Raw genomic sequence first — 20,862 nt, forward strand, 5'->3', positions numbered from 1 at the left:
AATTTCTGGTATACTGTGCGGCCCGAATTTTTGACGATCAATTTTGACTTACTAGTGCGGAAATTATAGTGGAAATGTCTGTGTCGGCTCCTGAAGATATCGTTAGCTTTTTAGGGTGTGGAACGCCTGAGGCATGGTTGCGTAAAGCCGCAGCGGAACTGCCGTTATTGCTGGTGGATCATGCGCAGTGTGAGAAGAAGGCGGCCTCTTCAGCATTGCAATTGATGTTCCGATACCCTGAGGATATTGAGCTGTCGACGCGGATGTCGAAACTCGCGCGTGAAGAGTTGCGTCACTATGAGCAGGTCGTGAAGATCATGCAGGGGCGGAAAGTTTCTGACCGTAAGCAGACGGCGTCTCGTTATGCTTCTGCATTGCGTGATTGTGTTCGTAAAAGTGAGCCGTACAGACTGGTGGATATGCTAATCATAGGAGCGTTTATAGAGGCGCGTTCCTGTGAGCGATTCGCTCGTTTAATTCCTTATTTGGATGAAGAGTTGGCCACTTTTTACCGTGGATTGCTTGAATCGGAAGGACGTCATTACAGAAATTATCTGAAGCTGGCTAAAGAGCGCTCGCCAGTCGATATATCTGACAGAGTTACTTATATTCGTGAGGTGGAGGCGGATTTAATTCGTACGCCCGACTCAGAGTTTCGCTTTCATAGCGGAATTCCTGCGTAAAGCTAAGGGCCTGACGCTACTTGCGTCAGGCGATATCCTCAGCTTTCAGGTTCAGTAATTGAAAGCCGTCTGCGTCCGCTCTGCCATACCAGGTTTCTTCTCCCCAGTCGCCCAGAACAATGCGCTTTACCTCCCCTTGGGGTAGGTTATAACGATGTGTGTCAGGACGATGGGTGTGGCCGTGAATCAACAGCTCAATCCCATAAGTGTTGAAGGTGTTTATTACCTCGTCCGGAGCGACATCCATAATTACTTCCGCTTTTCCTTGGTTCTTCGCCATGCTGATCTGCCGCATTTGGCGAGCTGTTAATTGGCGCTGATCCAGGGGGCGCGAAAGAAACTGCGACTGAAAGGCTGGGTTGCGAAATGTAGCGCGAGCCTTTTGGTAGGCGGCGTCCAAAGTGCACAGCGAGTCGCCGTGCATCAGTAATGACGGAACGCCATACAGATCAAGGGCATGAGGCTCCGCCAGCAAGGTTGCTCCGCATTGCTTCGCATAGGTTTCGCCAATGAGAAAGTCGCGATTGCCATGCATGAGATGGATGTGCGTTCCTGCTTCCGCAAGTTTGTGCAGTCGCTGCGCGACCTCCACTTGCAGTGGGGACTGTTCGTCGTCGCCTACCCAGACCTCGAAGAAGTCTCCGAGTATATACAGGGCTTCTGCATTCGGGGCTACTTTGTCCAGAAAGTTGAAGAAAAACCGGGTGAGGTCTGGTTTTTCTATTTCCAGGTGTAAATCGGAAATAAACAGCGTTGGCATGATTTATTCGACGATGGCGGCGGAAGTGATAATCACGTCCTCGGCGGGAACGTCCTCGTGAGCGCCTTTGTAAGTGGTGGCGACGGATTTGATCTGATTGACGACGTCCATGCCTTCGACGACTTTACCGAATACAGTGTAACCCCAGCCTTCAGTGGTTTCCGATGTGAAGTCCAGGAATCCGTTATCTGCGACGTTAATAAAAAATTGAGCGCTGGCGGAATGAGGGTCCATTGTGCGGGCCATAGCCACGGAGCCTGTCATGTTGCTGAGGCCATTGTTGGCTTCATTTTTGATCGGCGCGCGGGCTTTTTTGGGAGTAAGGCCTGGCTCAAATCCGCCGCCCTGAATCATGAAGTTAGAGATGACGCGGTGAAAGATGGTGCCGTCATAAAAGCCGTCGCGGACATATTGCTCGAAGTTTTTCGCTGTAATGGGCGCGTTTTCGTAGTCGAGCTCGATTTTGATGTCACCGAAGTTTGTCTGCAAAAGAATCATGTAGTTACCTTTTAAGGCTTTTGAACGGTTAAAACGTCATTTTAGCCAAAAAGCAGCGACCATTTCAGTAATTTGCGCTGCGACGAAGGTAAAGTTTCCCTATAATTGCCGGTTTATCCCCTGTGCGTATAATTCAGGGAGTATTAAAAAGCGAATTCTTTTTGCAGGGCTGAACATCAGCCTTAAGTGCAATAAACATTGATGGTAGAGAAAGCATTTTTATGAGTGAAGGCGAGGCCATAAAGCCCAACTTTATTACCCAGGTCATCGATAAAGATCTGGCGGCGAACAAGCATGGCGGCAAAGTGCATACCCGTTTTCCACCTGAACCGAATGGATATCTCCATATCGGTCATGCAAAGTCCATATGCCTAAATTTTGGCGTTGCTGAAACTTACGCCAATGGTCGTTGCAATCTGCGCTTTGATGACACGAACCCTGAAAAAGAGAGTCAGGAATACATTGACTCTATTACTGCTGACGTTAAGTGGTTGGGGTGTGAGTGGGAAGAGCCGATTAGACATGCGTCTTCATACTTTGATCAATTGTTTGAGTATGCGATTGAACTGATCAACAAAGGCAAAGCCTATGTGTGCAGTCTGACCCCAGAAGAAATGACGGCTTATCGCGGCTCTTTGAAAGAACCGGGCAAACCGAGCCCATACCGCGACCGGAGCGTTGAAGAAAACCTGGATCTGTTTCATCGTATGGCGAAAGGCGAGTTCGCGGATGGGGCTCACGTATTGCGTGCGAAGATCGATATGGCGTCGCCCAATATCAATATGCGCGACCCGATTTTGTATCGAATTCGTCGCGCTCATCATCATCAGACTGGGGATAAGTGGTGCGTATACCCGATGTACGACTACACCCATCCGATTTCAGACGCCCTGGAAGGAATAACGCATTCTCTGTGTACGCTGGAGTTTGAAGACCACCGTCCTTTGTATGATTGGGTGTTGGATAACATCAGTATTGATTGTCATCCTCAGCAGATTGAGTTCGCACGCTTAAATCTGAACTATACCGTCACTAGTAAGCGCAAGCTGAAAAAGCTGGTGGATGAAAGGTTTGTTGAAGGCTGGGATGACCCGCGTATGCCAACTCTTGCCGGCCTGCGTCGTCGCGGTTACACGCCTCGCTCAATTCGTAGCTTTTGTAATGCAATCGGCGTGACGCGTAGTGAAGGCGTGGTGGATGTCGCCATGCTGGAATTTGCGATCCGTGAAGACCTGAATGAGCGGGCGCCAAGAGCAATGTGCGTACTGCATCCATTGAAGGTGGTGATTACCAACTACCCTGAAGGGCAGGTTGAGGAGCTGGTTGCGCCAGCGCATCCTCAAAATGAAGCCATGGGGTCTCGCACGGTGCCTTTTGCAAAAGAGATTTATATCGATCAGGAAGATTTTCGTGAGTCCGCCAACAAACATTTCAAGCGTCTGGTGCTTGGAAAAGAGGTGCGCTTACGTAACGCCTACGTGATTCGTTGCGATGAAGTGATCAAGAACGAGGCGGGTGAACCTATTGAGTTGCGCTGTGTCTATGATCCCGACACTCTGGGTAAAGACCCGGAAGGGCGCAAAGTTAAGGGTGTAATTCACTGGGTCGCAGCAGATCGGGCGGTAGATGTGGAAGTGCGACTTTATGATCGGCTTTTTAATCATGAAAGTCCGGACGCCCAAAAAGAAGTGGAGTTTACAGAATTCCTGAACCCAGAATCGTTGGTTGTCTTGAGCGGAGCCAAGGCGGAGGCGAGCTTGCGTCAGGCGAACTCTGAGATTCCATACCAATTTGAGCGGGAAGGGTATTTTTACCTTGATCCCATCAAAGCAGCTCAGGGTGAACTGGTGTTTAATCGCACCGTCACGCTCCGTGACACCTGGGCGAAAATTGAGGCGAAGGGCGAATAACTTCGCCTTTACGCCGGAAGCAACGTTAACGGTAACATTAGGACTAATAGGTCGTGTTGAAGATATACAGTAGCCTTTCTCAGCAAAAAGAAGAGTTTAAACCCATTCAGGCCGGTAAGGTCGGTATCTACGTTTGCGGAATGACTGTATATGACTACTGTCACCTTGGGCATGCCCGGGTCCTGGTGTGTTTTGACATTATTACCCGTTACCTCCGTGCGAAAGGGTATGACGTTAACTATGTGCGAAACATCACTGATGTTGATGACAAGATTCTGAACCGCGCGCGGGATAACGGAGAGTCTGTCGATGCGCTAACGGCGCGTTTTATTGATGCGATGCATGAGGACGAGCGTGCGCTGGGTGTCCTGTCTCCGACATCGGAACCGCGTGCAACCGGTCACATCGACGAAATTATCGCGATGATTCAGCGTCTCATGGACAAAGGGTATGCCTACCATGCCTCTAATGGGGATGTTTACTACTCCGTAGAGCAGTTTGCGGATTACGGTAAGCTCAGTAAGCAGAAACTCGATGAAATTCGCGCCGGCGCCAGAATAGAAGTGGATGCGGAGAAGCGCAGCCCTGCGGATTTTGTACTCTGGAAGGCGGCCAAGCCAGGCGAGTTGTCATGGGATTCGCCTTGGGGCGAGGGGCGGCCTGGTTGGCATATTGAGTGCTCTGCGATGTCTACTCGGTGCTTGGGCGATACGTTTGATATTCATGGTGGCGGGCCTGACCTTAAGTTCCCGCACCATGAAAACGAGATAGCGCAGTCGGAGGCCGCTACGGGTTGCAAGTATGTCAATTACTGGATGCATGCCGGAGCTGTAAGGGTTAATAAGGAAAAAATGTCTAAATCCCTGGGTAATTTCTTCACAATTCGTGAAATTTTGGATAAATACCCGGCTGAAGTGGTGCGTTATTTCCTCGCCTCCAGTCACTATCGTAGTGCGATTGATTATTCTGATGTCGCCTTGGAAGAGGCGCGGAGCGGGTTGGAGCGATTGTACAACTCCATCCGTGAACTCTATGGGGAGTTGGGTGCTGTTTCAATGGATGAGCCTCTGGTTGGTGAGTATCGGGAGCGCTTCCATCAAGCGATGGACGATGACTTCAATACCTCTTCCGCCGTGGCCGTACTGTTTGATATGGCGAAAGCGGTAAACGTGGCTAAAAAGGAAGACCGAACCAGGGCGTTATCGCTGGCGAAAGGTATGGTTGATCTGGCTGAGGTGCTTGGGCTGCTTCAAGCTGATCCTGAATCGCTGATGCAGGGTGAGGGCGAGGAAGTTGGCGGGCTGAGTGTGGCTGAAATTGAAGACTTTATTGCTCAGCGCAATGCCGCTCGCGCCAATAAGGACTTCGCTGAGTCTGATCGTATTAGAGATTTGCTTAAGGAAAAAGGCGTATTGCTTAACGATTCTCGTGAGGGTACGTCTTGGCAGAGGGCGTAATGCGGTCATTTAAATAACAAAAAGCCCCGGTCATTTATATGAGTGACCGGGGCTTTTCTATATGGAGTCTGCTAAGTGGTTGGCTGCTATTAAGGGAGCTAATCTTTGTGCAGGTGGTTGGCGGCGTAAAGCGTGTTCTCCATAAGCGTGGCGACAGTCATGGGGCCAACGCCTCCGGGCACGGGCGTAATCCAGCTCGCGCGTTCCGCTGCTTCGTTAAATTCAATATCTCCAACAAGCGCTCCGTCATCTCTCCGATTGATGCCTACATCAATTACGATAGCGCCGGGCTTTATCCATTCGCCTTTTACAATGCCTGGGCGGCCTACTGCGACGACGACAATGTCGGCCTGGCTTACCTTGGCGGGAAGGTTGACCGTAAAACGGTGAGTGATGGTCACAGTGCAGCCCGCCAGTAATAGCTCCAGGCCCATGGGGCGCCCGACAATATTGGAGGCGCCAACGACTAGTGCGTCTTTTCCGCGTAGCTCAACGCCAGTGCGGGCTAGTAGCGTCATAATGCCTTTAGGTGTGCAGGGGCGCAGCACGGGCATGCGTTGCGCCAGTCGACCGAGGTTGTAAGGGTGGAAGCCGTCAACGTCTTTGTCTGGCTTGATGCGCTCCAATATGTTGTCCGCGTCCATATGCGTCGGGAGGGGCAGCTGAACGAGTATGCCGTCTATGGCATTGTCCTCGTTAAGGGTGTCGATCAGCTTAAGTAGTTCCTCCTCTGTCGTACTCTCTTCCAGTGTGTATTTTTGGGAGAGAAAGCCGACTTCTTCACAAGCCTTGGTTTTATTTTTCACATAAACTTGGGAGGCGGGATCCTCTCCCACCAATACAACGGCGAGACCGGGTGGGCGCAAGCCGCTATCAATGCGGGCTTTGACGCCTTCTGCAACATTTGCGCGAACGTCCGCGGCGACCTGCTTGCCGTCGATCAGCCTAGCGTGATGGTTGTTCTGGGCGTGAGTCATAGTCATGGCCAACTGATGGGAATAGGGGCCCACATTTTACTGAAATGGCGCTATAGCTCAATTGTTTAATGTAATGCGTCAAGGCTGATCGTGGTGGTCTTGGTTGATTGTTTGAGTCTGGCGGCGAAATCGTGTGCTTGGAGGGAAGGGAGGTGCTGAGAGCTGACTTTGGATACTTCTTTCATTTATATGCGCTCACCGCTTAAAAGGTCCGTGTTGGAAAATATTTTAAGTATTTTCAAATTGATGGTTGACGATGGTGGGCGCCACGAGTATTATTCGCGCCAGCTTTCGCTGAGACGCCTGGTCTCACTAAGAGCGGGGTATAGCGCAGTCTGGTAGCGCGCCTGCTTTGGGAGCAGGATGTCGGGAGTTCGAATCTCTCTACCCCGACCACTTTACTCAGTGAGTGATCACGGTTTAAGGTGGTAATTCGCAAGGATTCGCGAATATAGAGCGCCCGTAGCTCAACCGGATAGAGCATCGGCCTTCTAAGCCGAGGGTTGCAGGTTCGAGTCCTGCCGGGCGCGCCATGCTTTAAAGTGGTGGCCTTAGGTAGCGAAGCATTTGTGGTGGACGTAGCTCAGTCGGTAGAGCTCAGGATTGTGATTCCTGCGGTCGAGGGTTCGATCCCCTTCGTCCACCCCATTCCTCTCAAGCTTTAGGGCTTGTTAAAAAGTTTTGATGTATTTTGCAGAAAAACTACCTCTTATAGTGCGAAAGTGGCGGAACTGGTAGACGCGCTGGATTTAGGTTCCAGTACCGAAAGGTGTGAGAGTTCGAGTCTCTCCTTTCGCACCATGTTAATTTTTTAATAATTGCGAAGCTCCTTGTTTGTATTCTCTACTTGCTAAAGCAGTCGGGGCTCCGTAATATTTGCCTCCACTTTTTTAAGTTGCGTATCAGAATCGAGGATTATCATGCAAGTTTCGCTAGAGTCGACCTCTTCTATCGAGCGTCGAATGACAATTGGTGTGCCGGCAACTCAAGTTAACTCGGAAGTAGAGAAGCGTTTGCAGAAAACTGCTCGTACTGTCCGCATGAATGGTTTCCGTCCCGGCAAAGTACCGATGAGCGTGGTCAAGAAGCGCTACGGAGAAGGCGTGCGCCAGGAAGTTATCGGCGAAATGATGCGCGACGCTTATGTTGAGGCGCTTCAGAAAGAAGACCTGAACCCCGCTGGCTATCCCAAGTTCGAACCTAAGAAAATTGAAGATGGCGAAGATCTGGAGTTTATCGCTACTTTCGAAATCTATCCTGAAGTGTCCATTGGCGACCTCTCCTCCATCAGCGTTGAAAAAGAAGACTTTGAAATCGTTGATGCCGATGTAGACAGCATGATCGAAAAACTGCGTCAGCAGTCTTCTGAATGGAAAGACAGCGAAGACGCAGCTGCTGAGGGCGACCGTCTGACTATCGACTTCAAAGGCATGATTGATGGCGAAGCGTTCGAAGGCGGTTCTGCGCAAAATGCACAGATCGTTATCGGCTCCCAGCGAATGATTCCTGGTTTTGAAGACGGTTTGGTGGGGTTGAAAGCTGGTGATGAAAAAACGCTGGATCTGACTTTCCCTGAAGACTATCACGCAGAAAACCTGAAAGGTAAGCTCGCTCAGTTTGAAGTGAAAGTAAGCAAGGTTGAACGTTCTGAGCTGCCCGAAATTAATGATGAATTTTTTGCACAGTACGGAGTGCAGGAAGGCGGAGAAGAGGCTTTCAAAGTCGAAATTCGCAAAAACATGGAGCGTGAAGCAAGATTTGCGATCGCAAACAAAGTTAAACAGCAAGTGGTTGACCAGTTGCTGGGCTTGAGCGAATTTGAAGTGCCGTCCGCTCTTGTTGACTCTGAAGTTAACAGAATGCGCGAAGATGCTGTTCAGCGCTTTGGCGGCGGTCAAATGAAAGCTTCGCAGTTACCTGCGGAACTGTTTAAGGATCAGGCGGTCAAACGCGTTAAGACTGGTTTGATTTTTGCGCAAGTAGTAAAAGATAACAATCTTGAAGCGACTGAAGAGCAGATCGAAGCGAAAATTCGTGAGCTGGCGTCCAGCTATCAGGAGCCTGAGCAAGTCGTTAGCTGGTATATGAGCAATCCTGAGCAGAAGGCTCAAATGCAGTCTGTAGTTCTGGAAGACGTAGTGGTGGACTTTGTGGCCGACAAAGCGAAGATCGAAACTAAGTCCGTATCATACGAAGACGCTGTCAAGCCAAGAACGGCTCCCGCTGAGCAAGCGGAAGACGGGGAGCAAAGCGCGGAATAAAAAACGCGGTCTTGCGCTAAAAAAGCCAGCAAATTAAGCTAGAATGACAAACAGCCGGTAACGTCCGGCTGTTTGTCTTTTATAGAAAGCAATGGAGTTCTGATAAAAATGGCTCGCGACGACAACGCAACAATGATGAATAAATTAGAAATAGCCAATGCTCTGGTGCCTATGGTGGTTGAGCAAACCGCGCGCGGCGAAAGATCCTACGATATCTACTCGAGGCTATTGAAGGAGCGGATCATTTTTTTGGTCGGCCAAGTTGAAGACCATATGGCTAACTTGGTGGTGGCGCAGTTGTTGTTCCTGGAGTCAGAGAACCCGGACAAAGATATTCATCTCTACATCAATTCTCCCGGCGGTTCCGTGACCGCGGGATTGTCAATATACGACACCATGCAATTTATTAAGCCTGACGTCTCTACGATGTGCATTGGACAAGCGGCGAGTATGGGCGCTTTACTCTTAAGCGGCGGTGCGGCTGGAAAGCGTTATTGTTTGCCGCACTCTCGCGTGATGATCCACCAGCCATTGCTGGGCGGTCTGCAGGGGCAAGCTTCCGATATTGAGATACATGCAAAGGAAATTTTGTTGTTGCGCGAGAAACTGAACAACATCCTCTCCAAGCATACAGGGCAAGATATTGAGACGATCGCTCGTGACACTGACCGGGATAAATTCATGGATGCGGAGATGGCTAAAAATTATGGCCTGATAGACTCCGTGCTTGATAAACGGGTGGTTGGTTAGCATACTTGGTGTATGGTAAATACGTAAGACTAACTAAACCCGTCTTACATGTATTGAATTAATTTAGGGGTAGTTTGATGGCTGATGAAAGAAGCGGAAAGGGCGAAGACAGCGGAAAATTGCTGTATTGCTCCTTTTGCGGGAAAAGCCAACATGAGGTTCGCAAGCTGATCGCCGGTCCGTCTGTATTTATTTGCGATGAGTGCGTAGATCTGTGCAACGACATTATCCGCGAAGAGATTCAGGAAGCGACCACCAGTGACAGCAGCGACAGGTTGCCCACACCTCACGAAATCAAGGAAACGTTGGATGACTATGTAATTGGTCAGACCCGAGCCAAGCTTGCGTTGGCTGTTGCGGTCTACAATCATTACAAACGTCTGCGTTACGAAGACAAAAAAGGTGAAGTCGAATTAGGCAAGAGTAATATTTTGCTGATTGGACCCACCGGTAGCGGTAAGACGCTGCTGGCGGAAACGCTGGCGAGACTGCTGAATGTGCCGTTTACCATTGCTGACGCCACGACGCTGACGGAAGCTGGTTATGTCGGTGAGGATGTTGAAAATATCATCCAGAAGTTGCTGCAAAAATGTGATTACGATGTCGAAAAGGCGCAGAAGGGTATCGTATATATTGACGAAATCGATAAAATTTCGCGCAAGTCTGACAACCCTTCCATAACGCGAGATGTGTCCGGTGAAGGCGTTCAGCAGGCGTTATTGAAGCTGATTGAAGGTACTGTCGCCTCTGTGCCGCCACAGGGTGGCCGTAAGCATCCGCAGCAGGAGTTTCTGCAAGTTGATACTTCGAATATTCTGTTTATATGTGGCGGCGCATTTGCTGGCTTGGAAAAGATTATTCGAGATCGCGCAGAGAAAGGCAGTATCGGTTTTTCGGCGGTAGTGAAGAGTCAACTAAGCTCCAAGTCTGTTGGTGAAACGTTAAAAGACGTAGAAACCGAAGACTTGATCAAATTTGGCTTAATTCCTGAGTTTGTGGGTCGTTTACCAGTCATCGCCACTTTGGATGAACTGGATGAGGCGGCGTTGATTCAAATTCTGACTCAGCCACGCAACGCTCTGACCAAGCAGTATTCCAAACTGTTTGAGATGGAGAGCGTTGAAGTGGACTTTCGCGAGGACGCGTTGCGTTCAATCGCCAAGAAAGCCATGGAACGCAAAACGGGCGCCAGGGGGCTCCGCTCTATACTTGAGCAAGTTCTTCTGAAGACTATGTACGACATTCCTTCAGAGCAGGATGTTTGCAAAGTCGTTATTGACGAGGGTGTCATCGCCGGCGAGTCTGAACCAATCAAAATCTACAAGAACAGCGAGCAGGCTAAACTGGCCGCTGACGAGTAGCCTCTATCGCGGTAATGGTTAAATTACCGCCTGTTTTTGAAGGTTTTTGTAAAAAAAGGGGCTTTAAGCCCCTTTTTTCTAAAATATTCCTATCTTGTAATCATCCTACATTTGTATTTTGCGGCCATTGTCCCCATCATCTATATCAAGTGAAAGATAGTGACCAGCATACGGCGCGTGTAAGAAGCGCCATCAAGTTCTGAGGTGTTATATGGTTGAGGGTTCATCACCTATCGTAATCCCTTTACTGCCATTGCGTGATGTAGTTGTTTTTCCGCACATGGTGATCCCTTTGTTTGTTGGCAGAGCCAAATCTATTAAGGCTCTGGAAGAAGCAACGGAAGGCAATAAGGAAATCCTGCTGGTAGCTCAGCGTGACCCTGCGGACGAAGATCCCGGGCAGTCTGAAATATATGGCATTGGCGCCGTATCCACGATCCTGCAGATGCTCAAACTTCCTGACGGCACTGTAAAAGTGTTGGTTGAGGGCAATTATCGCGCCCATATTGACCGTGTTGAAAACGACGACTATCTCAGCGCGAAAGTTAGTGAGTTGCCTGAGCCAATCTTGTCTGAACGTTCTGCTGACGTGCTCACTCGTTCTCTACTTTCTCAGTTTGAACAGTATGTAAAGTTGAGCAAGAAAATCCCGAACGAACTATCCGACTCATTAAGCAATATTGCGGAGCCCGGACGTTTGGCCGATACCATCGCGGCGCATTTGGAGCTTAAGCTTGAGTCCAAGCAAGAGTTGCTGGAAGTGGTGGATGTTAAGGCGCGAGTTGAAGCGCTGATGCAGCGACTAGAGAATGAGATTGACATTCTGCAAGTGGAGCAGCGTATTCGCGGCCGCGTTAAGAAGCAGATGGAAAAGAGTCAGCGTGAGTATTACCTCAACGAACAGATGAAAGCCATTCAAAAAGAAATGGGCGATCTTGGCGATGGCGGTAATGAACTGGAACAACTTGAAAAACGCATCCTTTCGGCTGGAATGCCTGAAGAAGCGCGCAAGAAGGCGGAGTCTGAGTTAAGTAAGCTCAAAATGATGTCGCCGATGTCTGCTGAAGCGACTGTTGTGCGCAGTTATATCGATTGGATGGTGAATATTCCATGGAAAAAACGCAGCCGTGTTAAGCATGACTTAGATGCGGCGCGTAAAATTTTGAATGAAGACCACTACGGCCTGGAAGAGGTTAAAGAGCGTATTCTTGAGTATTTGGCGGTACAAAGCCGGGTCAAGAAAATGAAAGGGCCTGTGCTCTGTCTGGTTGGTCCTCCAGGTGTAGGTAAGACCTCACTGGGGCAGTCGGTCGCCAAAGCCACTAACCGTAAATATGTTCGTATGGCTCTCGGCGGCGTACGTGATGAGGCTGAGATTCGTGGTCATCGTCGGACTTATATTGGTTCTTTACCTGGAAAACTGTTGCAAAAGTTAGCGAAAGTTAACGTGAAGAACCCGCTATTCTTGTTCGACGAGATCGACAAAATGGGTATGGACCATCGTGGCGATCCAGCTTCTGCTTTGCTGGAAGTGCTGGATCCGGAACAGAATCACACTTTTAATGATCACTATCTGGAAGTGGATTATGACCTGTCTGAGGTCATGTTCGTCTGTACTTCCAATACGATGAATATTCCGCCTGCGCTGCTGGATCGTATGGAGATCATTCGGATTCCGGGGTACACGGAAGACGAAAAGGTGAATATAGCCGAGAAGTACTTGCTGCCTAAGCAAATGGTGAATAACGGCTTGCAGGAAGGCGAGATGGAGACAGATGAGCAGGCCATTCGCACTGTGATTCGTTACTACACAAAAGAGGCTGGCGTACGTGGGCTTGAGCGTGAGATCGCTAAGATCTGCCGCAAAGTGGTTAAAGAAAATGTATTGCTGAAAAGCAAAAAGGGTGAGGCTCGCCGAGTCACCGAAGAAAATCTCGAAGATTATCTGGGAGTGCGTAAGTTCAACTACGGCAAAGCGTCATCTCAAGATCGGGTGGGGCAGGTGACTGGCCTGGCTTGGACCCAGGTTGGCGGCGAGTTGTTGACAATTGAGTGCACCTCGGTCCCAGGCAAGGGCAAGGTGGTGAAAACCGGCTCACTTGGCGACGTCATGCAGGAGTCTATACAGGCGGCTTTGACCGTGGTGAGAGGGCGCTCTCACGTGCTGGGCATCGCCCCTGATTTTCACGAAAAGAATGATATTCACGTACACGTCCCCGAAGGCGCGACGCCAAAGGATGGTCCTAGCGCAGGTATTGGAATGTGTACGGCGTTGGTGTCAAGTTTGACCAACGCGCCGGTTAAGGCTAACGTGGCTATGACGGGAGAGATCACCTTGCGAGGTGAAGTCTTGGCTATAGGCGGGCTTAAGGAGAAGTTGTTGGCTGCACACCGTGGCGGTATTAAAACGGTGGTGATACCACAGGAAAATGTTCGTGACTTAAAGGAGATTCCAGATAACATCAAAAATGAATTGGAAATTATTCCAGTTACATGGATAGATGAAGTTTGGAATATTGCACTGGGGGATGACTTTGCAAATAGGTTATCTAGTGCTGAAGGGGGCGTATCGGAAAAAGATAAAAGCTCCATTAATAAAGGTGATGAAACTTCTGATGGGGCGGACCGTATAAATACGCACTAGTGGAAGAAGCTGCTTGACACGCTTTTATCCGTGTTGGTATAAATGATCGCGTTGTCAGGCAGCGTCCCACAAGGGCTGCCGGCCAATTAAAAGAAGAAAAAGGATGTACTCACGCTCTAAAGTTTTAAGTGTGTTGTATACCTGAATTCCTTCATCACCAGTCAATTAATCAATTCAAAAAGATCTAAGGGGTTTAGTGTGAATAAGTCAGAATTGATTGATGCTGTTGCTGCATCTGCAGACATCTCAAAAGCGGCTGCTGGTCGTGCTCTTGATGCTGTCGTTGAGTCAGTTACTGAAGCATTAAAAAAGGGTGAGCAGGTTACTTTGATCGGTTTTGGTACGTTCTCTGTTAAAGAGCGCGCTGCACGCACTGGTCGCAACCCGCAAACTGGCGCTACGATTAAAATCGACGCCGCCAAAGTTCCCAGCTTTAAAGCCGGTAAAGCTCTGAAAGACGCAGTCAACTAGCATCTTGTGTCCCTAGTAAAATAGGGACGCAATGCAATCGAAGGAGCGGTAGTTCAGTCGGTTAGAATACCGGCCTGTCACGCCGGGGGTCGCGGGTTCGAGTCCCGTCCGCTCCGCCAAGATCCAAGGCGCCCAAGAGCGCCTTTTTTCATTAGAACAGTACAACCAGATTTGGAAGTTAGAATTCTAAGAGGGGCGCATGCTTCAAAATATTCGGGATAACGCCCAGGGCGTGATCGCCAAGGTGATAGTCGGCCTAATTGTAATGACGTTTGCCTTCTTTGGCGTTGAGTCTATCGTTGGAGGGCTCAGCGGCGAGCCCGAAGTTGCGTCAGTCAATGGCGAACCTATCACCAAGTCTCAGTTTGAACGTAAGTTCGAGAGAAACCGTCTCCAGGCAATCGCCGGCATGGGAGAGAATTACGATCCCAGCAAAATCGATGAAAACAAACTGCGTAAAACCACCCTTGACGAATTTATTACTCGCGAAGTTCAGCTACAGGCTGCGCGGGAGGCTGGTTTCGCTGTTTCTGATGCAACCATCAACAATTTCATTACCCAGTGGCCGATGGCCCAGAAAGACGGTAAATACGACAATAACCAGTTTATGGAGGCGCTCCGCAGGATTGGCATGCGTCCTATGGAGTTCCGTAAAGAGTTATCGGATGAATTGCTGGTGGGACAATTGCAGTCCGGAATTGCTCAGACCTCTTTTGTTATTGGAGAAGAGTTGAATGAGTTGCTGAGAATGGAGCGTCAAACTCGCAGTTTCAGCTACTATCGTCTTAATGCTGAAGATGTTGCAAAAGACATTGAGATTAGCGACGCGGAAGCAGAGGAATACTACAACTCGAATAAAGACGAGTTTATCTTGCCTGAGCGCATCATCGTGAACTATATCGAGCTGACCCGGGATGCATTGGTGGGGCGCGCAGAAGTTAGCGATGAAGAAGTCAGCGAGCGTTATGAGCAGGAAAAGAAAGAATTCCTTCCTTCTGAGCAGCGCCGCGCTTCCCATATCCTGATTGAAACTTCCGATGACGTATCTGATGAGCAGGCATTGGCGAAGGCCCAAGAAGTTGAGCAGAAGTTAAAAGACGGCGGCGACTTTGCTGCGTTGGCGAAAGAGTTCTCCAGCGATCTGGGGTCGGCTAACGACGGCGGTGATTTGGGGTATGCTCAGAAAGGCGCATTTGTTGAGCCTTTCGAAGAGAAACTGTTTTCCATGAATGTTGGCGATATTTCTGAGCCGGTTAAGACTGAATACGGCTATCACATTATCAAATTGAACGATGTCAAAGCCGTTGAGATGCCAAGCCTGGAAGAGTCCAAGGACCGCATAGTCAAAGAGCTGCAGGAGCAGAAGGCGGATAGCCTGTTTGTTGAAGTCAACGCTAAACTGAAGGATATCACTTATACCGCTGATGATCTGGCGGGGCCCGCCGGGGAGTTAGGTCTGACAGTGCAAACGTCTGAGCCGTTTTCCAGAGAAGGCGGGCAAGGTATTTTCAGTGGACCCCAGGTAGTTCAAGAAGCTTTCTCTGCAGATGTAATCGAAGACGGCCACAACAGTCAGGTTATCGATCTGGGCAGGGAAGGAAGTCTGGTATTGAGAAAGAAAGAACTGTTGCCCAGCGTTCCACAACAGTTTGCTGAAGTGAAAGAGGCGATTAAACAGAAGTTGGCTGTACAGAAAGCGAAAGACACTCTGGCGGCGAAATCGGAAGAGATGGTCGCCCAGCTTAAGAGTGGCGATCTGGCTCCGGTCTCTAAAGGCGCCGATGGCCAGCAAACTGGTTGGGTGGAGCTGAACGATGCTCGTCGCTCTCAGGCTGGCGCTGCGGATATTGCCCGCTTGGCCTTTAAGTTGCCTAAGCCAGAGGAAGGTAAGCCTGTTATAGAGAAGTTTGAGACAAACTTTGGTTATGCCGTCATCGTTCTGAATGAAGTGAAGGATAATACGGAAGACCTGAGCGAAGCGGAGCAAAAGACCTACAGAACCTTTATGGCGAGCCGTAATGGTCAGCGTGAATACAACGACTACAATGAGAAAATTCAAGACGCGGCGGAAATTGAGCGTCTGTAAGTTTTCCAATTTAAGACAATAAAAAAGACGGCGTGAGCCGTCTTTTTTATTGTCTAGAAGAAACCGTCACCATAAAAAAAACAAACACTTTGTAAAAGGCTATTTCCTTGGGAAGCGGGATGGCTCCACTGAGAGCCCTCCGCCAAACCTTGATCCCTCTGGCGCTTGTCGCATAAGGGTTTTTACCGATCTTGCGTCCCCGTCTAACTGAGAATTGTGTACTGGTTATCTTTACCAGAAAGGCAATTGCGGTATCTTTACTTTACAAACAGTTACGTTGTAAACCCGTAATTTCGCAGAATAAAAACGAGTGAAAATGAATGCTTCTAGTGCTAGCCGGTTCGGTGCTCGCTTTCAATATCGCTAATGAGGCGGCAATTGTTGAGCCGCAGCCTAAAGGGGTTGTGGTGTATCAACAGGCAATCAGCACGGCGGGTAATGACGTTGCATTTTTGCGTTATGACACGATGGTTGAGCCCGCGAAAGAGCAGAAGTTCCGCAATATCACCAAGCAAGCCTACGACTACAGTTGCGGGTCCGCCGCGTTGACCACAGTGTTGGAGCATTATCTGGGACGTACTTTTGAAGAGCGTCAGATTATGGAAGGTTTGCTTCACTATGGCGACGCTGCGCGTATTGTAGAGCGCCGCGGTTTTTCCATGCTTGACTTCAAAAGATTGGTGACAGCGCTGGGATATCCCTCTGGCGGCTTCAAAGCGGAGATTGAAGACTTGGCTGAGCTGGATCACCCCGCTATCGTGCCGATCCGCTACGGCGGCTTCAAACATTTCATAGTTGTCCGCGCAGTTCGCGATAACCGCGTTTTTGTGGCGGACCCATCGTTGGGCAACATCACTTTTACGGTAGAACTGTTCAAAGAGCATTGGGATCAGAATGTTCTCTTCATCGTCTTTCCCGGTAATACCAAGCCAGTAGACGGACTGGAATTGAGAGAAGAGGACATGCGCTATGTGGATGAACAGACCTTCACCTTAAATGCGTACCGGGAATTCCCTCAGTTTCATGAGGCGACGGAGTTTCGTATACGTAACGAACTGGAAAGACTTAAAAACAACGAAGACGGTTCAGTTAACAATACCAACAAATATTTGCATTACAAACGCAACTAAAACGTCCTGAAAACGTAACCGTCTGGAAAAGCTAATAAATACAATAACATTAAGGGAAAGCTAATGAAGCATTGGGTAGTATCCTGTGTTTACTGTGCGCTTACTTTTACTGCTGCTTCGTCTGTCTTAGCTGATGATGAACAAAGCAGCGTGGACAAGGCGAGAGAGGCGTTGACCAAACAGGAGGACGATGCCGATTCCGCCAAACAGCTGGAGGAAGTGTTCCAGGCGGCGGAAAAAAACTACTCCTTGTTGAAGAAAGGCAAGATGTCATTGACCTATGCCTTTGACTACAGCTACTTCGGCGATCAGCGCCTGGATATTGATATCGTCAACGGTTCATTTCGGAATTTTGACGTTACGCCTGCGGCGCAACATACCTTTACCAACACTTTTACTTTTGACTACGGCGTATTGGATAACCTAACCCTGTCCACACGTGTGCCGCTGTCCACTAAGTATGATACCGAGACAGAGTTGAATAACTCTGACGTGGGGGATGTTTCACTGACCGCCCGTTGGCAGCCATTCGCTTATGTGCCTGGGAAGCCGTCCTATACCCTGTTTAGCACCTTCAAGTCTAAAACCGGGGTCAGCCCGTATGAAATTGACGTCAAAAGACAACTGTCTTCCGGTAGCGGTTATTACTCGTTTTCCGTTGGAGGCAGCTTCTCGAAGGTGCTTGATCCGGTCGTCATATTCAGCTCAGTCAGTTACACATTCCCTCTGAAAGAGACGGACTTGAACCAAGTGCGCGGTGGACAGAGACTGGTGTCTGTGGAGCCCGCCAATTCCCTGTCGCTATCGGCGGGTTTTTCTTATGCGCTGTCATACGACGTATCGCTCAGTGTTTCGTCTCAGTTGAGCTATTCGGATGAAACAGTTTTGACTTTTCATAATGGCAATAAAGCAGTCGCTCAGGACCAGGTCAGCAGCCTGATGAGTTTCGCCATGGGCATTCGCGTCAGTGAAACCAAAATCATTAACACCTCTGTGGGGTTTGGTCTCACCGAGGACTCGCCTGATGTAACTATCGGGGTGTCCATCCCCATCAATATTGCGGGACTTAAAGAACAATAAGCGGGAACAACAATCAGGCAGAGTTGTAAGATGAGCTTAAATATTAATAAGAATACGAAGCTCCTGGCTACGGCGGGGCTATGCGCAGCCTGCTGGAGTGGAGTTGCAACCGCCCAGTTGGCGACGAATCTGATGGTGGACCCCTATGCCTTATCGCTGGGAAATGCTGTGACGGCGGCGCCTCCCGGTGTGGCTTCCATTCATTATAATCCCGCCGGACTGACCAAGTTGAAAGGACGTCAGCTGGCGGTGACGCTGATGGGGGTGCACGCCAATATACAATCGGACTTCTATGCCCCCGAAGGCTATAACGTATTCGGTATCGATGGGGTGGAAAACGACCCCATATTCGATGGCGATACGGTCGCCAGGAGTCGCACGAATACCATCGCCCTGTATGTGCCAGGCTTTGGCCTTCAGCGTCTGCCGAAAGGCCCGCCGGCTCTGGCGCCTTCTGTGGGATTCAGTTTGAACCCGCCGGGCTCCAAATTCACTTTTGCAAATCTTACCTATGGCCCTGAAATTCTGGGTTATTACCGGAAGAAAGACGACCCCGCCAGATATCTTGGGAAGGCGCTGTCGTTGCAGCGCTTTACGTATTTGTCGCCCTCATTTGGCTATGAAATCAACGATGAGTGGTCTGTAGGGTTTGGCGTCAGCATGTCGTCTCAATCATTGGCGTTGGATACTTATACCCGGGCTCCTAACTTGATGATCGGCGTATTGGAAGTCCTGCAGGACGCCTTTAATTGTGAGACCGGGGAAGAGCCGCTGGCTCCGTTTTTGGGCTTGTGCGGCGGTAATGTGGGTCCCTGGGACGATATCGGTGGGATGAGTATTCAGGTGCAGGAGACATTGTCTCCCAAATATCACCTTGGCGTGCTCTGGGAGCCAACGGATTGGTTCGCATGGGGGGCCAGCTACCAAAGCGAGTCAGACATGAAGTTGAAGGGGACTTATGAACTCGCGTACACCGATGACTGGTCCGGTTTCTGGCGTTCCTTCAACGGCTCGATCGTTGGCGCTGTTACCGCCGGGATATTCTCACTGCCTTCCGGGACTCCCAGAGAAGCCGGGCAGCTATCCATCGACCTGACGCATCCTCAGCATTTTCAAACTGGCGTCAGTGTGAAGTTGAATCATCAGTTTACGGTAAATGTGGACGTGGGTTGGACGGATTACAGTTCCTGGGACTCTTTCCTGCTTAAGTTTGATCGTAATCTGGAATTCCTGGGGGCGGCGCGCCTGTTGTCGCCTAACGCTACTGCGAACACCATGCGTTTGCCGCTGGAGTATCAGGATGTCTGGAACCTGGGCGTTGGCGTCGAGCATCATCTCTCCAGCCGTCTGGATCTTCGTTTTGGAGTGGAGATGCGTAATTCGCCGATCCCCCATAATCGCCGCGATATCCTGGCCCCACTGAATGACACTGTACTGTACAGCGTCGGCATGGGGTACAAGTGGGATAGAGACACGACGGTGGACTTCAACCTCAGCTATATGCGCAGTTGGCAGTATATTCCCGCCGGCTCCAGTTTGAACCTGAACGACGACGGTATTCAGAATATTGTTTATAACCCCTACGCAGGCGTGAATGTGGAGACCAATCTGAAACTGATCATGGCGGGCATGACCTTCCGGACGGCGTTTTGAGCATGAAGAAGACTGTATCACTTCTTTTGCTGGCGTTATTGAGTAGTGGTTCGGCCTTGGCGGACAGGTATTACACCTGGGTGGATGAAAATGGCCAAGTGCGCCATACGCTGATCCGCGAGACGCAACCGGAGCCTTCGGCGCAGACTCAACAACAAACGCAGCCAGAAGCGGTTCAATCGACGCCTGAACAAAGTCCGGGCTCTACTGAGACGACAGTTCCCCTTATTGAGCAGGAAATTAACGCGGAGTTGAGGGTTTCCAGTGAAGCGCCGGGAGACGCTGTTGCGAATGAATCCCGGGAAGTGTCTAAAGAGGAGTCGCCTCAGCCTCAACTGAGTCAGCCCAAATCAAGCCATCGTGAAATCATTGACGAGTCTACTTACATCGATGCGGTGGAACTGGAAAAACGAGGCTTCGTGCGAGAAGGCGACAGCCGTTTTTACACCTGGGTTGATACTAACGGGGTCATGCATACAGAGGAATATCATCCCGCCGACGCCAAGTCCAAGGCGCGCGCGCAGCCTCTGCAGCCCGCTCAGGTCGTGGCGGATGAGCAGCGGATCGAGAAGACCCGTCTTCCTGATGGCGCAGACCCCCTTGCCGCTGATCTGCTGGGGCTGAACGCTCCGGGCGCGAAACAGGAGATTGACCTCGTCTACGATCGCTGCTGTGAAAAACTGGCGAATGACGAGCGGGTTGAGCTTGAGTTTGATGGCGGGGAATTGTTAGAGATTCGCAAGGACGAGCAGGGCTATAACTTTGGCGTAGGCTACAGCCTCTATCGCGTGGTGGAAATTCCTGAAGGCAGCGTTAATCGATTGTTGCAGTTGCGGGCTTATGCGCAACCTGATGCGTTTTACCCCTCGGTATTGGTATTGGATAGCGATTGGAAACCGGTGCGCTTTCTACAGGACTTGCTCTATATCTATGAACCGGAGAACTGGTTTCGCTATGGCTATCTGGAAGGGTTTCTCAGGATAAAAGCGAAGGATGAGAAGTATCTCGTCTTGTTGACGACGGGGGCTGATCTTAAAAAACGCACCGTTGCGGAGGGAGTGGCTGACAAACCGGTCGTTATCAACCACTCCGCCAGCGGCATACTGCATCTGGCCGTTTTGCCGCCCGAATAGGCGAGAGA

The 20,862-nt window shown here is 49.9% G+C and carries 16 protein-coding genes and 5 tRNA genes; 18 read left to right on the top strand and 3 right to left on the bottom strand.

Annotated elements, in window-relative coordinates; all coding sequences use genetic code 11:
• Window positions 1–74: 74 nt before the first annotated feature.
• Window positions 75–683: a tRNA-(ms[2]io[6]A)-hydroxylase gene (locus tag HCH_RS09775; protein ID WP_011396050.1), complete on the top strand. Its 609-nt coding sequence runs from the start codon at window positions 75–77 to the stop codon at window positions 681–683.
• Between the two features lie 25 nt (window positions 684–708).
• Here HCH_RS09775 and HCH_RS09780 read toward each other — a convergent pair whose 3' ends face one another.
• Together HCH_RS09780 and HCH_RS09785 are read right to left on the bottom strand one after the other, a co-directional pair.
• Entirely contained in the window at window positions 709–1,443 is a 735-nt protein-coding gene (locus HCH_RS09780; RefSeq protein WP_011396051.1) for a UDP-2,3-diacylglucosamine diphosphatase, read from the bottom strand.
• 3 nt (window positions 1,444–1,446) lie between these two features.
• Entirely contained in the window at window positions 1,447–1,941 is a 495-nt protein-coding gene (locus HCH_RS09785; RefSeq protein ID WP_011396052.1) for a peptidylprolyl isomerase, read from the bottom strand.
• A gap of 221 nt (window positions 1,942–2,162) precedes the next feature.
• Here HCH_RS09785 and HCH_RS09790 point away from each other — a divergent pair, with 221 nt between their 5' ends.
• Together HCH_RS09790 and cysS are read left to right on the top strand one after the other, a co-directional pair.
• Window positions 2,163–3,851: a glutamine--tRNA ligase/YqeY domain fusion protein gene (locus tag HCH_RS09790; protein WP_011396053.1), complete on the top strand. Its 1,689-nt coding sequence runs from the start codon at window positions 2,163–2,165 to the stop codon at window positions 3,849–3,851.
• A gap of 53 nt (window positions 3,852–3,904) precedes the next feature.
• A complete protein-coding gene (gene cysS / locus HCH_RS09795) occupies window positions 3,905–5,308 on the top strand; it encodes a cysteine--tRNA ligase (RefSeq protein WP_011396054.1) in 1,404 nt (467 codons plus the stop codon).
• 98 nt (window positions 5,309–5,406) lie between these two features.
• Here the strand turns inward: cysS and folD are convergent, their stop codons facing one another.
• Window positions 5,407–6,291, bottom strand: coding sequence for a bifunctional methylenetetrahydrofolate dehydrogenase/methenyltetrahydrofolate cyclohydrolase FolD (gene folD, locus HCH_RS09800; RefSeq protein ID WP_011396055.1), 885 nt, complete (start codon window positions 6,289–6,291; stop codon window positions 5,407–5,409).
• A gap of 313 nt (window positions 6,292–6,604) precedes the next feature.
• On the opposite strand from folD, the gene HCH_RS09805 reads away from it, so the two are divergent.
• The 15 genes from HCH_RS09805 to HCH_RS09875 all read left to right on the top strand — a co-directional run bounded on the left by HCH_RS09805 (window position 6,605) and on the right by HCH_RS09875 (window position 20,854).
• Window positions 6,605–6,681: transfer RNA gene (locus HCH_RS09805), tRNA-Pro, on the top strand.
• Window positions 6,682–6,741: 60 nt separating this feature from the next.
• Window positions 6,742–6,818 (top strand) — tRNA-Arg (locus tag HCH_RS09810).
• A 39-nt stretch (window positions 6,819–6,857) separates the two neighbouring features.
• Window positions 6,858–6,933 (top strand) — tRNA-His (locus tag HCH_RS09815).
• A 68-nt stretch (window positions 6,934–7,001) separates the two neighbouring features.
• A tRNA-Leu gene (locus HCH_RS09820) sits at window positions 7,002–7,086 on the top strand.
• A 119-nt stretch (window positions 7,087–7,205) separates the two neighbouring features.
• A complete protein-coding gene (gene tig, locus HCH_RS09825) occupies window positions 7,206–8,546 on the top strand; it encodes a trigger factor (protein ID WP_011396057.1) in 1,341 nt (446 codons plus the stop codon).
• A 108-nt stretch (window positions 8,547–8,654) separates the two neighbouring features.
• On the top strand, window positions 8,655–9,296 hold the full coding sequence (clpP, locus tag HCH_RS09830; RefSeq protein ID WP_011396058.1) for an ATP-dependent Clp endopeptidase proteolytic subunit ClpP: 642 nt from the start codon (window positions 8,655–8,657) through the stop codon (window positions 9,294–9,296).
• Between the two features lie 77 nt (window positions 9,297–9,373).
• Entirely contained in the window at window positions 9,374–10,657 is a 1,284-nt protein-coding gene (clpX, locus tag HCH_RS09835; RefSeq protein WP_011396059.1) for an ATP-dependent Clp protease ATP-binding subunit ClpX, read from the top strand.
• A 211-nt stretch (window positions 10,658–10,868) separates the two neighbouring features.
• On the top strand, window positions 10,869–13,301 hold the full coding sequence (gene lon / locus HCH_RS09840) for an endopeptidase La (RefSeq protein ID WP_011396061.1): 2,433 nt from the start codon (window positions 10,869–10,871) through the stop codon (window positions 13,299–13,301).
• A gap of 198 nt (window positions 13,302–13,499) precedes the next feature.
• Window positions 13,500–13,772 carry a nucleoid-associated protein HU-beta gene (gene hupB / locus HCH_RS09845; protein ID WP_011396062.1) on the top strand — a complete coding sequence of 91 codons (273 nt, stop codon included), beginning with the start codon at window positions 13,500–13,502 and terminating at the stop codon, window positions 13,770–13,772.
• 42 nt (window positions 13,773–13,814) lie between these two features.
• Window positions 13,815–13,891, top strand: a tRNA-Asp gene (locus tag HCH_RS09850).
• An 80-nt stretch (window positions 13,892–13,971) separates the two neighbouring features.
• Window positions 13,972–15,858, top strand: coding sequence for a SurA N-terminal domain-containing protein (locus HCH_RS09855; protein ID WP_011396063.1), 1,887 nt, complete (start codon window positions 13,972–13,974; stop codon window positions 15,856–15,858).
• 320 nt (window positions 15,859–16,178) lie between these two features.
• Complete coding sequence (locus HCH_RS09860) at window positions 16,179–16,988, top strand: C39 family peptidase (protein ID WP_011396064.1); 810 nt, start codon at window positions 16,179–16,181, stop codon at window positions 16,986–16,988.
• A 63-nt stretch (window positions 16,989–17,051) separates the two neighbouring features.
• Complete coding sequence (locus HCH_RS09865; RefSeq protein WP_011396065.1) at window positions 17,052–18,068, top strand: hypothetical protein; 1,017 nt, start codon at window positions 17,052–17,054, stop codon at window positions 18,066–18,068.
• A gap of 30 nt (window positions 18,069–18,098) precedes the next feature.
• Window positions 18,099–19,721 carry an OmpP1/FadL family transporter gene (locus HCH_RS09870; protein ID WP_011396066.1) on the top strand — a complete coding sequence of 541 codons (1,623 nt, stop codon included), beginning with the start codon at window positions 18,099–18,101 and terminating at the stop codon, window positions 19,719–19,721.
• A 2-nt stretch (window positions 19,722–19,723) separates the two neighbouring features.
• Window positions 19,724–20,854: a MalM family protein gene (locus tag HCH_RS09875; protein WP_011396067.1), complete on the top strand. Its 1,131-nt coding sequence runs from the start codon at window positions 19,724–19,726 to the stop codon at window positions 20,852–20,854.
• Window positions 20,855–20,862 lie beyond the last annotated feature (8 nt).

It is taken from the genome of Hahella chejuensis KCTC 2396, from assembly GCF_000012985.1.
Classification (GTDB): Bacteria; Pseudomonadota; Gammaproteobacteria; order Pseudomonadales; family Oleiphilaceae; genus Hahella; species Hahella chejuensis.